Origin of the sequence: Streptomyces sp. Q6, assembly GCF_036967205.1 — a bacterium.
GTDB classification, from domain to species: Bacteria; Actinomycetota; Actinomycetes; order Streptomycetales; family Streptomycetaceae; genus Streptomyces; species Streptomyces citrinus.
Genome location: NZ_CP146022.1, coordinates 2,999,121 through 3,013,755 on the forward strand (window position 1 = coordinate 2,999,121; position 14,635 = coordinate 3,013,755).

General features: G+C 74.6%; 6 protein-coding genes and 2 pseudogenes. 7 read left to right on the forward strand and 1 reads right to left on the reverse strand.

The genetic code is table 11. From position 1 onward, the window contains the following. Positions 1 to 190: 190 nt before the first annotated feature. The 4 genes from V2W30_RS13960 to V2W30_RS13975 all read left to right on the forward strand — a co-directional run bounded on the left by V2W30_RS13960 (position 191) and on the right by V2W30_RS13975 (position 6,744). Positions 191 to 2,668, forward strand: a complete 2,478-nt coding sequence (locus V2W30_RS13960; RefSeq protein WP_338703598.1) for a serine/threonine-protein kinase — start codon at positions 191 to 193, stop codon at positions 2,666 to 2,668. Between the two features lie 4 nt (positions 2,669 to 2,672). Next, a complete protein-coding gene (locus V2W30_RS13965; RefSeq protein ID WP_338696573.1) occupies positions 2,673 to 4,067 on the forward strand; it encodes a PP2C family serine/threonine-protein phosphatase in 1,395 nt (464 codons plus the stop codon). 58 nt (positions 4,068 to 4,125) lie between these two features. Beyond that, positions 4,126 to 5,466, forward strand: a complete 1,341-nt coding sequence (locus V2W30_RS13970; protein WP_338696575.1) for a VWA domain-containing protein — start codon at positions 4,126 to 4,128, stop codon at positions 5,464 to 5,466. 93 nt (positions 5,467 to 5,559) lie between these two features. Next, the gene (locus tag V2W30_RS13975) at positions 5,560 to 6,744 is read left to right on the forward strand and encodes an FHA domain-containing protein (RefSeq protein ID WP_338696576.1); all 1,185 of its coding nucleotides are present in this window, start codon (positions 5,560 to 5,562) and stop codon (positions 6,742 to 6,744) included. 84 nt (positions 6,745 to 6,828) lie between these two features. Here the strand turns inward: V2W30_RS13975 and V2W30_RS13980 are convergent. Next, positions 6,829 to 7,808 (reverse strand): annotated as a pseudogene (locus V2W30_RS13980) (methyltransferase domain-containing protein). A 104-nt stretch (positions 7,809 to 7,912) separates the two neighbouring features. Here V2W30_RS13980 and V2W30_RS13985 point away from each other — a divergent pair. The 3 genes and pseudogenes from V2W30_RS13985 to V2W30_RS13995 all read left to right on the forward strand — a co-directional run bounded on the left by V2W30_RS13985 (position 7,913) and on the right by V2W30_RS13995 (position 14,556). Further along, entirely contained in the window at positions 7,913 to 8,317 is a 405-nt protein-coding gene (locus V2W30_RS13985) for a globin (protein ID WP_338696577.1), read from the forward strand. A 161-nt stretch (positions 8,318 to 8,478) separates the two neighbouring features. Beyond that, positions 8,479 to 11,774: pseudogene (locus V2W30_RS13990) on the forward strand (FtsX-like permease family protein). A 1-nt stretch (position 11,775) separates the two neighbouring features. Then, complete coding sequence (locus V2W30_RS13995) at positions 11,776 to 14,556, forward strand: ABC transporter permease (RefSeq protein WP_338696578.1); 2,781 nt, start codon at positions 11,776 to 11,778, stop codon at positions 14,554 to 14,556. The last annotated feature ends 79 nt before the right edge of the window (positions 14,557 to 14,635 follow it).

Consider the following 14,635-nt stretch of genomic DNA (forward strand, 5'->3'; position numbering starts at 1 on the left):
ACGCAGGTGCACGCGACCCGGTTGCACGGGCAGTTACGAGGACATGGGTGGGGAGCTGTACTGCGACACCTGTGGCCTGCTGTACGTTCCCGGGGGCCGGCCCCCGGGCCCCGGGCCCGACCCGCACGCCGGCGGGCCGCAGGCCACGGGCGGCTGCCAGCGTCCCGGCTGTTCCGGCGCCTACGAGGACATGGGCGGCGGGGAGCTGTACTGCGACACGTGCGGGCTCGCCCCGGTGGTGTCGCCGACCGGCCTGGTGTCGTCGCCGCCGACGGGCGTCGCGGCGGGCGGCGCGCGCGGTTCGCAGAGCTCGTCGTCGAGTTCCCGGGCGTCGTCGCGGGCGTCCGCACGTTCCTCGTCGCGCTCCTCGCAGTCGCGCCGGTCCGTGTCCGGGCGGCTGTCCCGTTCGCTGTCCGGGTCGTCGACGTCCCGGTCGGTGTCCGTGCGCAGCTCCGGCTCGTCCGCGGGCAGTTCGGGGCGGGCGCGGCTCGGCGTGGGCCTGGTCAAGGTGCCGGACGTGCCGCGCCCCGACCCGCGCGTGATGGTGCAGGACAACCCCGAGGTCCCCGAGCGGAAGCGATTCTGCTCGCGCTCCGACTGCGGCGCCCCGGTGGGCCGCGCGCGCGGCGACCGGCCCGGCCGCACCGAGGGGTTCTGCACCAAGTGCGGGCACCCGTACTCCTTCGTGCCGAAGCTGGGCGCGGGCGACATCGTGCACGGCCAGTACGAGGTCGTGGGCTGTCTGGCGCACGGCGGGCTCGGCTGGGTCTACCTCGCCATCGACCGCGCGGTCTCCGACCGCTGGGTGGTCCTCAAGGGCCTGCTCGACACCGGCGACCAGGACGCGATGGCTGCGGCGATCTCGGAGCGCCGCTTCCTCGCCGAGATCGAGCACAGCAACATCGTGCGGATCTACAACTTCGTCGAGCACCTGGACCAGCGCACCGGTTCCATGGACGGCTACATCGTCATGGAGTACGTCGGCGGCAAGTCCCTCAAGGAGATCGCCAACGAGCGGCGCACGCCCGACGGCAAGCGGGACCCGCTCGCCGTCGAGCAGGCGTGCGCGTACGGCATCGAGGCGCTGGAGGCGCTCGGTCACCTGCACAGCCGCAACCTCCTGTACTGCGACTTCAAGGTCGACAACGCGATCCAGACCGAGGACCAGCTCAAGCTCATCGACATGGGCGCGGTCCGCAGGATGGACGACGACGAGTCAGCGATCTACGGCACCGTCGGCTACCAGGCGCCGGAGGTCGCCGAGGTCGGCCCGTCCATCGCCTCCGACCTGTACACCGTCGCCCGCACCCTCGCGGTCCTCACCTTCGACTTCCAGGGCTACACGAACGTGTTCGTGGACTCCCTGCCCGACCCCGACAACATCGAGGTCTTCCGCCGCTACGAGTCGTTCTACCGGCTCCTGGTGCGCGCCACCGACCCGGACCCGGCCCGCCGCTTCGCCTCCGCGCAGGAGATGGCCGAGCAGCTGACGGGCGTCCTGCGCGAGGTCGTCGCGCTCCAGACGAACCGGCCCCGGCCCGCCCTGTCCACCCTGTTCGGGCCCGAGGTCAAGGTCACCGACACGGAGTTGTTCGGCCGGTTCGACGGGGCCGTGTCGCGGCTCGGGGTGCGGCAGGTGCCGGTGCGGCGCAAGGCGGCGCGGACGGCCGTCGGCGCGGCGCCCGAGCAGCCCGCCCTGCCGCCGTCGCCCGTCTCGCTCGTCAAGGTCCTGAACGCGCCGGCCACCGCGCTCGCGCTGCCGGTGCCCCGCGTCGACCCGGCCGATCCCAACGCCGGGTTCCTCGCGGGCTTGATGGCGTCGGCGCCCGCCGAGCTGATCTCGGCGCTGCACGCGGCGCCCACCGGCTCCCTGGAGCTGCGCCTGCGCGAACTGCGGGCCCGCCTGGAGATGGGCGAACTCGACTCCGCCGTACGGGGGTTGGCGGCGCTGGAGGCCGACCACCCGGACGACTGGCGGGTGGTCTGGTACCGGGGCGTCGCGGCGCTCGCGACCGGCGACCACGCGAGCGCGGCGCTCTCCTTCGACGCGATCTACGACGCGTTCCCGGGCGAGCCCGCGCCGAAGCTGGCGCTCGGTGTCTGCGCGGAGGTGCTCGGTCAACTCGACAACGCGGCCGAGTATTACCGCCTCGTGTGGTCCACCGACCCCAGTTACGTCAGTGCGGCCTTCGGCCTCGCGCGCGTCCAGCTGGCCGCCGGGGACCGGGGCGGCGCGGTGCGCACCCTGGAGTCGGTGCCGGAGTCCTCGATCCACTACACGGCCGCCCGCGTCGCCTCCGTACGGGCGCGACTGCGGGGCCGTATGTCGGAGAGCCTGAACGGCGATCCGCTCCTGAACGACCTGACGGCCGCCGCCGGACAGGTCGAGGCGCTCGACGCGTTCGGCCTCGACGCGGTGCGCCGCGAACTGTTGTCCACCGAGGTCCTCGGGACGGCGCTCGACTGGGTACTCTCCGGTAGGCAGGGTTCCGGTCAGCCCCAGGGCCCCGTGCGCACGGTGGTACTCGGCAATGACCTGGACGAGCGCGGACTGCGTCTCGGCCTGGAGCGCTCGTACCGGACACTGGCCAGGCTCGCTCAGCGCGGCGAGGAGAGGATCGAACTGGTGGAGCGGGCCAACCGCTACCGCCCCCGGACGTGGGTGTGAGTTGATGTCGCAGAAGCAACAGCTGGCCGCTTGCCCCAGTTGCGAGGAGCCGCTCGACGAGAGCGACCGCTTCTGCGGGGCCTGCGGATACGACCTGTCGTCGGTGCCTCCCGTGCCGGACGACCAGCCGACGCTGACCATGGGCGCACCCGCTGTGCCCGAGGCGCCCGAGGCGGAGCCCGCCTCCGTGGAGTGGCCGGCCGCACCGGAGCTGGACAGTTCGGACACCCCGGCGCCGGTGCACCTGCCCACGGACCTGGAGGGCACGGACTCCGGCGGGTCCGAACTGCCCGCCGCCGTACGGTTCGACGACCCGGTCCCGGCCCCCTCGGCCGCCGCCGCCCCCTCGCCCTCTCCCACCCCTTCCGCTTCTCCCACCTCTCCCGCCTCTCCCGTCTCCTCGGCCGACGAGTTCCCGCTCGCCGCGCCCGATCCGCGGACCGCGTCACCGGAGGAGATCGAGGCCGCGACGCCGCCGTCCGGCACCAAGATGTGCGTGGCGTGCCGCGCGGGCCAGGTCGACGCGGACGGCTACTGCGAGAACTGCGGGCACGCGCAGCCGCGCGAACGCGACCACATGGAGCAGGAGTTGGACGCCGTCGCGGCGGTCAGCGACCGCGGCCTGCGCCACCACCGCAACGAGGACGCGTTCGCGATCTCGTCGGCCGCGCTGCCCGACGGCTCGGCGGCCGTCGTCGCCGTCGTCTGCGACGGGGTGTCGTCGGCGACCCGGCCCGACGACGCGTCGCTCGCGGCGTCCCGCGCGGCCAACGAGTCGCTGCACGAGTCGCTGCCGCGCGGCACGCACCCGCAGCAGGCCATGCACGAGGCGATCGTGGCCGCCGCCGAGGCGGTCAACGCGCTGGCGCACGAGCCCGCGACGGCCCGGGAGCACCAGCCGCACCAGAACGCCCCGGCGTGCACGTTCGTCGGCTCGATCATCACCAAGGAACTGCTGATCGTCGGCTGGGTCGGTGACTCGCGCGCCTACTGGGTGCCCGACGACCGCTCCTCCCCCGCCGCCCGGCTCACCGAGGACGACTCGTGGGCCGCGCAGATGGTCGCGGCGGGCCTGATGAACGAGGCGGAGGCGTACGCGGACGAGCGGGCCCACGCGATCACCGGCTGGCTGGGCGCGGACGCGTACGAACTGGAGCCGCACACCGCGTCGTTCAAGCCGGACCGGCCCGGCGTGGTGATCGTGTGCACCGACGGGCTGTGGAACTACGCGGAGGGTGCCGGGGAGATGGCCCGGGTCGTCCCGGCCGACGCGGCCGCGCGCCCGCTGCACAGCGCCCAGGTTCTGGTGGGCCACGCCCTGGACGGCGGGGGCCACGACAACGTAACAGTGGCAGTGCTGCCGTTCCCGGTCCCGCCCGCGGGGGCAGGATCGGCCTAGGCCGGAACCGGCCGCAGCACGTACCGCGAATGGTCTTGTTCAGGGGGGACTTGTCACCATGGCCAATTTCTCGAAGTCGAACGTTCCGCAGTTCTCGGTGGAGGTCTACCAGAACGAGTACCTGCCGGACGGCGGTCGCGAGGTCAACGCGATCGTCACCGTGACGTCCACCGGCGGCACGGTCGGGGGCGCCGTCGCGGCCCCGCAGTTGTTCGGCGCCGGCGGCGGTGCGGACGCGGCGGTCGCGCTGATGGTCGACTGTTCGGGCTCGATGGACTATCCGGCGACCAAGATGCGGGGGGCGCGCGAGGCCTCGGCCGCCGCGATCGACACCCTGCGCGACGGGGTGCACTTCGCGGTGATCGCGGGCACGCACGTCGCCAAGGAGGTCTACCCCGGCGGCGGCCGCCTCGCCGTCGCCGATCCGGCCACCCGCGGTCAGGCCAAGCAGGCGCTGCGCAAGCTGTCCGCGGGCGGCGGCACGGCGATCGGCACCTGGCTGCGGCTCGCCGACCGCCTCCTGTCCTCCGCGGACGTCTCCATACGGCACGGGATCCTGCTCACCGACGGGCGCAACGAACACGAGTCGCCGCAGGACCTGCGGGCCACGCTCGACGCGTGCGCGGGCCGCTTCACCTGTGACGCCCGCGGTGTGGGTACGGACTGGGAGGTGAAGGAGGTCACGGGCATCGCCTCCGCCCTGCTCGGCACCGCCGACATCGTCGCCGACCCGGCGCACCTCGCCGAGGACTTCACGCAGATGATGGAGACGGCGATGGGCAAGGAGGTCGCGGACGTGGCGCTGCGCCTGTGGACCCCGCTCGGCTCCGAGATCAAGTTCGTCAAGCAGGTCGCGCCCACCGTCGAGGAGTTGACGGACCGCCGCACGGAGGTGGGACCGCGCGCCGGTGACTACCCGACCGGCTCCTGGGGCGACGAGTCCCGCGACTACCACGTGTGTGTGCAGGTCCCGACCGCCGACCTCGGCCAGGAGATGCTCGCCGCCCGCGTCTCCCTGGTGATCCCGCAGCCGGACGGCTCGGCGCAGACGCTGTCGCAGGGTCTCGTCCGCGCGGTCTGGACGGACGACATGGCCGCTTCTACGTCGATCAACCCCCAGGTCGCGCACTACACGGGCCAGGCCGAACTGGCCCAGGTCATCCAGCAGGGTCTGGACGCGCGCAAATCGGGCGACGTGGACGGGGCCACGGCGAAACTGGGCCGCGCGGTGCAGCTCGCGGCGCTCTCCGGAAACGCGGATACGGCGAAACTGCTTTCGAAGGTGGTGGACGTGGTGGATGCCGCGGAAGGTACTGTTCGATTGAAAGCGAAGGTCGCGGAGGCCGACGAGATGACTCTCGAAACCCGGTCCACCAAGACGGTTCGCGTGAAGAAGTAGCAGCTCAGCAGCTGCTCCGTAGCGATACAGACTGACGTACGAGTACGGACCAGTACGGACGAGTACGTACGAAGGAGAGGGGGAAGCGCCGACATGCCGACCTGCCCGAACGGACACCAGTCGGGTTCCGACGACTGGTGCGAGGTCTGCGGTCACCGCATGGCCGGTGCCGTGCCCCCGCCCCCTCCGCCGCCTCCGGCCGCCGGTTACGGCTACCCCCAGCAGCCGCAGGCGCCGCAGGGTGGGGGCGGAGCGCCGGAGCTGTGCCCGCAGTGCCGTACGCCGCGTGAAGGCGGCGCCCCGTTCTGTGAGGAGTGCCGTTGGAACTTCCTCACGAACACGGCGACGTCGTACACCCCGGCGGCCCCGAACCCGCCGCTGCCGAACTCCTCCGGCGGGCCGCAGGGCCCGAACCCGGCGCTGCGTTTCCAGCAGCCGCCGCAGGGCGCCGACCCGTACGAGTACCAGGGCTCGCGCCCCTCACAGGTGAACCGGCCGGCCGAGCCGATCCCGCCGAACCCGTTCGGTGGCGAGCCCTCGGGCCCGGTCCCGCCGCCCGGTCCGAACGGCACGGGCGGGGGTGTCCCGCAGGCGTTCCAGCAGCGGCCGCCCGCTCCGGCGCCCGCGCAGCCGGGGCCGCCCGCGCCGCCGCCGTTCCCCGACTACCCGCAGGCGCCGCATCCGCAGGGTCCGCCGCCGCCTCCGCCCGGACCCTCGCCGTCGTTCGGCGGGGGCGGGACGAGCGGGGACGACTGGGTGATCTCGCCGCCGTCGTCGCCGTCGACCGCGCCGGAGGGTCCGCCGTCGCAGGGCTACCCGCAGCAGGGGCAGGGCTACCAGCAGCCTCCGCAGCCGCAGCAGCCCCAGCAGCCGATGGGCTGGTCGGCGACGATCGGTCCCGACCGCGAGTACTTCATGGCGATGATGCACCGCAGCGGTCCCGAGGCGTCGGGCCTGAACCTGCCCGCGTACTCGCCGGAGCAGCAGCGCCGGCTCACCGGGAACCAGATCACGATCGGCCGTCGCCGGCACTCGACCGGTGACACCCCCGACATCGATCTGTCGGTGCCGCCGGAGGACCCGGGTGTCTCGCACTCGCACGCGGTGCTCGTGCAGCAGCCGGACGGCACATGGGCGGTCGTCGACCAGAACTCGACGAACGGCACGACGGTCAACGGCGGCGAGGAGCCGATCCAGCCGTTCGTCCCGGTACCGCTCCAGGACGGCGACCGGGTGCACGTCGGCGCCTGGACCACGATCACGATCCACCGGGGCTGAGCGCTCCGTCCGGTCGCCGGGGGCGGCCCGTCGTGCGGGGAACCGCGCGACGGGCCGCCCCCGTCAGTACCTGTGCTTCAGGGCCTACACCCCCGGCAGCGCCCACACGTAAGGCCCCCCGGGGTCGTCCAGCCAGGCCCATTCCCGGCCGCCCTCCACGGTCAGCCCGAACCGGTCACGGGTCGGCCTGCCCTCCCGCTCCCAGAGGGCGACCACCTCGCGCGGGTCGAGACAGCCCGCGGTCAGCGTCAGCAGGAAGCGGAACAGCTCGTCCCGCAGCAGGCGCCGCGGCAGCCCTCCGACGTACGGCTCCGCCACCTCCCCCGCGTCCCCGCGCAGCGCCACGAAGTACGCCGCCGTGCGCAGGAACCGCCCCTCGGCGTGCCCCGCGTCCGTCACGGTCAGCGCGACCAGGCCGGTCGAGACGGGCGCCAGGATCCGCGCCCCGGACGGCACTGGCCCACCCACGCCACCGGCACCGCGCGCAGCGCGCACGTCGCGATGATCCGGTCGTACGGCGCCCGCTCGGGGCAGCCGCGCGTCCCGTCCCCGGTGACGACGGCCGGCCGGTACCCCGCGGCGGTGAGATGCGTCCGCGCCGACTCGGTGATCTCCGGGTCGAGGTCGACCGTGGTGACGTGGTCGTCGCCGAGGCGGTGGGCGAGCAGGGCCGCGTTGTAACCGGTGCCCGCGCCGATCTCCAGGACCCGGTCCCCGTCCCGTACGTCCAGGTCCACCAGCATCCTGGCCATCAGCGACGGCTGGCTGCTGGACGAGACGAGGTGCCCGTCGCGCAGCCGGGTGGCCAGCGGCTGGTCGGCGTACGCGCCGCGCAGCCACCGCGCCCGGCGCTCGGGGTCGGGGTGCTCGCCCCACAGCCGTTCGTAGCCGCCGGGCACGCCGAGGAAGTAGTAGGGCACGAAGACATGGCGCGGGACCTGCGCGAACGCCGACCGCCACCTCGTGTCCGCGACCCACGCGCCGCTCGCCTCGATCTCGCGTACGAGCCCGGCCCGCGCCCGTACCGCGAGGACGCCGAGGTCCTCCGTATGGTCTGCGCCCATATGTCCACTGTGCTGCCGCGGCGCCGAAACAGCGAGCCCCCGCGGGCCCGGCGACCGGTCCTAAGCCCCGAGTCCTCGGCCACCCCGTCTGAGACCATGGACGGGTGACTGAGATCCCGCGCGACACGCTTCAGGAGCAGACGTTCTACGAGCAGGTGGGCGGCGAGGAGACGTTCCGCCGTCTCGTGCACCGCTTCTACCAGGGCGTCGCCCAGGACCCGCTGCTGCGCCCCATGTACCCGGAGGAGGACCTGGGCCCCGCCGAGGAGCGGTTCGCGCTGTTCCTCATGCAGTACTGGGGCGGCCCGCGCACGTACAGCGACCACCGGGGGCACCCGCGTCTGCGGATGCGGCACGCGCCGTTCCGGGTGGACCGGGCGGCGCACGACGCGTGGCTGAAACACATGCGCGTCGCGGTGGACGAGATCGGCCTGTCCGAGGAGCACGAGCGGACGCTGTGGAACTACCTGACGTACGCGGCGGCCTCCATGGTGAACACGGAGGGCTGAGGCCGCCGGGCCCACGGCGGACACCTCTCGCCGGACACCTCTCCCCGGTATCCGGTCGGTAGCCGGTCCAGACCTCTTCCCCAAACCCCACGCCCTCTGACAACATCCGGACAGACTTTCGGGGGCGAACAGAGCGGAACGGCGAGGCGGGGGCTTCAGGGGTGTGGGGTTTTGTCCTGCTACGGGTGCGGGCGCATCGGCTGCTGCTGACCGCGGCCGTGCTCGCCGTGCTGCTGACGACGTCGGTGCTCGCGATGCTCAGCGCCTTCTCCGGCGCGATCGGTGACGCCGCGCTGCGGCACTCCCTGCGCACCCGCGACGCGGCGACGACCGCGCTCGTGGTCCGCGCCGACGTCCCCGCGGACGCCAGGAAGAAGGCCGTCGCCGCGCTCGGCCGGGGCACGCGGCACATCTTCGACGGACTCCCCGTGCACCGGGAGTCGTTCACCCGCTCCGGCGCGTACGGCCTGCCGCACACCGGGTCCGGCGACAAACCGGACCTGACCAAGTTCGCCGCGATCGAACCGTCCGAGGTGAAGATCACATCCGGGCGGCTGCCGCGCGCCCGCACGGGCCCCGTGGTCGAGGCGGCGCTGCCGCAGATCGCCGCACGGGCGCTCAAGCTGAAGCCGGGCGCCCGGCTCACCCTCACCGACCGGCTCGGCGGCCCCAAGATCCGCGTCGAACTGACCGGCGTCTACCGCCCCGCCCGGCCGCAGTCCCCGTACTGGACGCTCGACGAGCTCGGCGGGCGCGGCGTGCAGAAGCTGGGCTTCACCACGTACGGGCCGCTGCTCGCCGACCCGTCCGTCGTGGAGGGCGGCCGGGTCAGCGACGGGCAGTCCGCGTGGCTGGCGACGGCGGACTTCTCCACCCTGACCACCGACCGCATCGACGCCCTGCGCGACGCCGCCCGCACCGGCACCCGGAAACTGCTGCACGACAAGGAACTGGCCGGCACGACGGCGGTGGGCACCTCACTGCCCGACGTCCTGGACCGGGCGGAGCGGGCCCTGCTCGTCGCCCGCTCCACACTGCTGATCGTGGCCCTGCAACTGGTGCTCCTCGCCGGGTACGCGCTGCTGCTCGTGGCGCGGCTGCTGAGCGTCGAACGGGCCGGGGAGACCTGGACGCTGCGCTCGCGCGGCGGATCGCGGGGCCGGATCACCGGGCTCGCCGCGAGCGAGGCGCTGCTGCTCGCGCTGCCCGCCGCGGTGTGCGCGCCGCTGCTCGCAGGCCCCTCACCCAACTCGTCGCCTCGCAGGGGGCGCTGTCCCGGATCGGGCTGCGCCTGGACGTGGGTCCGGGCACGGGGTCGGTATGGCTGGTGGCCGTGGGCGTCGCGGTGGGCTGCGCGCTCGCGGTGACGGTGCCCGCGCTGACCGCGCAGGGACCGCAGGGCGGGCGGGCCAAGGCGCTGCCCGCGCCGGTGCGGGCAGGGGCCGACGTGGGCCTGCTCGTCATCGCCGCGGTCGCGTACTGGCAGTTGGACCGGCAGACCGCGGGTTCGGGTGGTTCGGGCGCGATCACCGCGGACCGCGGCGGATCGCTCGGCATCGACCCGCTCCTGGTCGTGGCGCCCGCGCTCGCCCTGCTCGCCGGCACGGTCCTGACACTGCGGCTGCTGCCGCCGGTGGCGCGGCTCGCGGAGCGCCGGGCGGCGAGCGGGCGCGGGCTGCCCATGGCGCTCGCCGGCTGGCAGTTCAGCCGCCGCCCGATGCGCGGCGCGGGCCCGGTCCTGCTGCTCGTCCTCGCCGTCGCGATGGGCGTCCTCGCGATCGGCCAGGGCGCGTCGTGGGACCGCTCGCAGGAGGACCAGGCGGACTTCCGCTCGGGCGCCGACGTACGCGTCCTCGCGACCGAACCGGGCATGGACCAGGTGGCGCGGTACGCGACCGTGCCCGGCGTGCGGGACGCCGCGCCCGCCTACCGGATGTCCGTCCCCCTCGACAGCGGCCGCTCCGGCACGGTCCTCGCACTGGACACCGCGCACGTGAAGAACGGCCTGATGCTCCGCGACGACCTCGCGGACGCGCCACCGCGCACCATCGTCGCGGCGCTCAGCCCGAAGACGGGCACCGACCCGGGCGTACGGCTGCCGGCCAAGGCCGACCGCCTGCGCCTGACCCTGCGCGCCACCGACCTGAAGGCCGAGGGCACCCCCGACCCCGACCGGGCGACGACCGTGTCCGCGACCGTCCAGGACCGCTACGGGCTCACGTACCGGCTGCTCGTCGGTGACCTGCCGCTCGACGGCCGCGCCCACCGCCTCGACGTCGGCCTCGGGCAGGCGGCGGGCCCGCTCAGGCTGGCCGGGCTCGACTTCGACACCCGGCAGCGGATGGGCGAGGGCTCCCGCAACCGGATCGACGTCACGTCGGTCGCCGCCTCCGAACCGGGCGGCCCCTTCCGCGCATCGAGCGTCGAAGGTCTCCCGTGGCGTACGTCGATGCTCGGCACCGGCACCTCGGAACCGGGCGCCCCCGGCGCCCCCGCCGACCCGAAGCTGGACCGCGCCGCCCTCGCCGACGGACGCCTGTCCCTGGTGTACGGCACCGGCTACACGCTGCCCGACCAGTGGAACGGCTACGGCCCCCTGCCCACCGTCAACATCCGCCTCGCGCCCGCCCGGCCCGAGGTCGAGGAGATCGCGGCCGTGGCCACCGACCGCTACCTGAAGTCGTCCGGCACCCGCGTCGGCCAGAGCGCCGACGTGAACCTGAACGGCGCGACGGTACGCGTGCGGATCACCCGGAGCGTACGGGCCCTGCCGACCACCGGATCCGAGGCGGGCGCCGGTGACCCGGCCAGGGACGGCGGCGCCCTGCTCGTCGACCTGCGGGACCTCAACCGGGCCCTGACCGGCCCGACCACCGACCCGGTCGCACCGAACGAATGGTGGCTGACCACGGCGCCCGGCGCCGCCGAACAGGCCGCGAAGGCGCTGCGGGCGCTGCCCGACACGGACCCCTCGCAGATCGTGGTGCGCGCCGAGATCGGCGAGCGGCTGCGCGACGACCCGCTGGGCGCGGGCCCGCAGTCCGCGCTCGCCGCCGCCGCCCTGGCCGCGGCGCTGCTCGCGGCCGTCGGCTTCGCGGTGAACACGGCGGGCTCGCTGCGCGAGCGCGGCACCGAGTTCGCGATCCTCGCGGCGCTCGGAGCGTCGCGGCGCCGCCTGGCCCGCCTGGTCGCCGCCGAACAGGGCGTGCTCGTGGCCCTGGCGCTCCTGGTGGGCACCGCGCTCGGCACGTTCCTGACGCGGGCGGTGGTGCCGCTGATCGTGCTGACCGGCGAAGCGACCCGGCCCGTGCCCGACGTGGTCGTCCAACTCCCGCCGCACCAGGTCGCGCTGCTGCTCGCGGGCGTCGCCGCGACCCCCGTTCTGATCACCGCGGGTCTGGCGCTGCGCAGGCCGCCGCGCGCCGCGACGGCGCTGCGCGCGCAAGGAGGCGAGTGACATGGCCGACGACAGGGCGAGCGGGATCGGGGGCGGTTCCGCGGCCGGTTCCGCGAGGTTGACGAGGGTCGTCGCGCCGTGGGTGCGCACCCGGTTGCGGACGGCGCCGGGCGCGGCGGCCGCGCTGTTCCTCCTGGTCCTGCTCACGTCGTGCCTGGCGGCCGCGTTCCCGAGGGCCGTCGACCGCTACGAGGACCAGGGGCTGCGCCAGACCGTCTCCGACGAGTCGCCGGGCCACATGGGTCTCAACGCCACGACGCTCGACGCCGGCATCGAACTCCCCCCGGAACAGCGGGACGAGCGGCTGGGTGAGGACTTCACGCGGTTCGCGTTCCGGCACCTCGTGTCCGGACTGCGCGCCCCGCTCGTCGCGGATCCGCGGGAGTCCTCGTACGGCGTGCGCAGCCGGGAGCAGGTGGAGGTGCGCGAGGACTGGCTGCCCCGGCCCGACGGTCTCGCGGTCAAGTTCACGCTGAACGCGCAGGGCGGCCTCGCCGGGCACGCGAAGGTGACGGCGGGCCGACTGCCGCGCGCCGCCGCGTCCCTGACCTCCATGGAGGCCGCCGTCACGCGAGAGACGGCGAAGACGCTGCACATCGAGGCCGGTTCGGTGGTGCACACGCTGAACATCGAGGGCGAGTGGACCGCCGTACGGATCACGGGAATCGTCGCCCCGCGCAATCCGTCGGGCGCGTATTGGTCGGCCCGGCCGCTGCTGCGCACCCCCGCCCTGCGCAGCACGGACGGCATGCCGCCGCAGCACTACTGGACGGGCTCGCTGCTCCTGAACCCGGACGCCGGGCCCGCGCTCCTGAACCTGCCGAGCGGCGTCGAGCAGTACTGGCAGCTGGCGCCCTCCGTCGGCCGCCTCACGGCACGCGAACTCCCGGCGCTGCGCGAGGCGTTGGCGTACACGACGGACGGCCCCGGCCTCCTGAAGGTACGCCGGGCGACCGCCACCGAGACGACGGACGTCACCACCGGGCTCGACGACGTCATCGGCCGCTTCGAGGCACTGCGCGACGGCATCACCCCCGTCGTCGCGGTCGCCGCGTACGGCACGGGCACCGTCGCCTGCGTCGTGCTGCTGATGGCGGGCGGCCTCGGCGCGGACCGGCGCCGCGCCGAGCTGGGCCTGCTGCGCTCGCGCGGCGCGTCGCTGCGCGGCCTCGGCGGACGGCTGCTCGCCGAGACGGCGGTGGTCGCGGTACCGGCCGGCGCGCTCGGTCTCCTGCTCGCGCTCGCGGCCGTGCCGTACGGGCGGTGGACGCGGGCCGCGCTCGCGGCGAGCGCGGTCGTGGCGGTCGCCTGCGCGGCGCTGCCCGTGCGCGCGCTGGCCGCCCATCGCCGTACGCGGCTCCACACGGGCCGCGAGGACGTGGCCACGGCCCGCCCGACACCGCGCCGCACGATCGCCGAACTGACCGTCCTGGTCCTGGCGGTCGGCGCCATCGTGGCGCTGCGCCGCCGGGGCGCGACGGACGGCGGGGACGGCCTCGTCGCCCTCGCCCCGGTCCTGGTCGGCGTGGTCGCCGCGTTCGTCCTCGTACGGGTCCACCCGCTCGTCCTGCGTCGTCTCGTGGGCCCCGCCGGACGGCTGCGCGGCGCCATCGGCCTGCTGTCGCTGGCCCGCGCGGCCCGCACCAGGGCGAGCGCGGGCACGGCGGTCCTGCCGCTGCTCGCGCTGCTCACCGCGCTGACCACGGCGGCGTTCGGCGGCTCCGTGCTCGCCGGCATCGACGGCACCCGCGACCGCGCCGCGCTCCTCGCGACCGGCGCGGACGCCCGTGTCGACGGCAGCGGCCCGCTGTCCGCGCGCACGATCGACGCGATCCGCGAGGCCCCCGGCGTCTCCGGCGCCACCGGGGTCACGGTCCGCTACGACGCGGAGGTCAAGGAGGGCACGCGCCGCTTCCCGCTGGCTGCGGTCGACCCGCGGGCGTACGCGGACCTCGCCGCCCGGACGGACCTCGGCGCCTTCCCCGCGAGCAAGCTGAAGCAGCCCGCCTCGAAGTCGTCCGCGATCCCGGCGCTGATCTCCCCGTCCCTGCGGGAACAGTTCACCGGCGGCCGCCTCGTCCTGTGGATGAACGGCGAGACGGTGACCCTGCGCCCGGCGGTCGTCCGCTCCGAGACGCCCGCCCTCGCCGACGACTTCCTGATCGTCGACGCACGGGCCCTCGCCCGCGCCACCGAAGCCCCCGCCCGCCCCACGTCCCTCCTCCTCACCGGCGCCCACATCGACGCGCGGGCCCTACGCAAGGCCGCGGGGGACGACACGACCGTGCGCGTACGGTCCGTCGAGCGCGCCCGGTACGTGGACTCGCCGCTCCAGACCGGCGCCACCGACAGCTACGTCGCGGCCGTCGCCGCGGGCGCGGGCTTCGCCGCCCTCGCGCTGCTCCTCGCCCTGGCCCGCGCGACACCGGAACGCCTCGCGCTCCTGGCCCGCCTGCGCACCATGGGCCTCACCCGCGGGCAGGCCCGCCGCCTGCTGATCCTGGAGTCCCTCCCCCAGGCGCTCCTGGCGACGGCGGGCGGCGCCCTGACCGGCTGGGCGGCGGTCCAACTCCTCTCCCCCGGCCTCGACCTGACGTCCCTCGCCCTGGCGGACGAGACGTCGACGGCGGCCTCCCACCTCCGCACGGACCCCCTCTCCCTGGCGCTCCCGGCCGTCTGCGTCCTCCTCCTGGCGACGGGAACGGCCACACTCCAGGCATATCGCTCGGGAAGACGCAGCGCGGCGAGAGAGCTGAGAGCGGGGGAAGAGGCGCCGCTGTAGGCGCGTAGGAGATGCCGCGGACACCCCACCCCAGCCAGCACCACCCGAGCCCACACGGATCGACCCGCCGCACGACACG

Bases quoted from the DNA above. Each gene is read 5' to 3' on its own strand.
- V2W30_RS13960 (WP_338703598.1), top strand. From the start codon at position 191: ATGGGCGGCGGGGAGCTGTACTGCGACACGTGCGGGCTCGCCCCGGTG.
- V2W30_RS13965 (WP_338696573.1), top strand. From the start codon at position 2,673: ATGTCGCAGAAGCAACAGCTGGCCGCTTGCCCCAGTTGCGAGGAGCCG.
- V2W30_RS13995 (WP_338696578.1), top strand. From the start codon at position 11,776: ATGGCCGACGACAGGGCGAGCGGGATCGGGGGCGGTTCCGCGGCCGGT.
- V2W30_RS13970 (WP_338696575.1), top strand. From the start codon at position 4,126: ATGGCCAATTTCTCGAAGTCGAACGTTCCGCAGTTCTCGGTGGAGGTC.
- V2W30_RS13975 (WP_338696576.1), top strand. From the start codon at position 5,560: ATGCCGACCTGCCCGAACGGACACCAGTCGGGTTCCGACGACTGGTGC.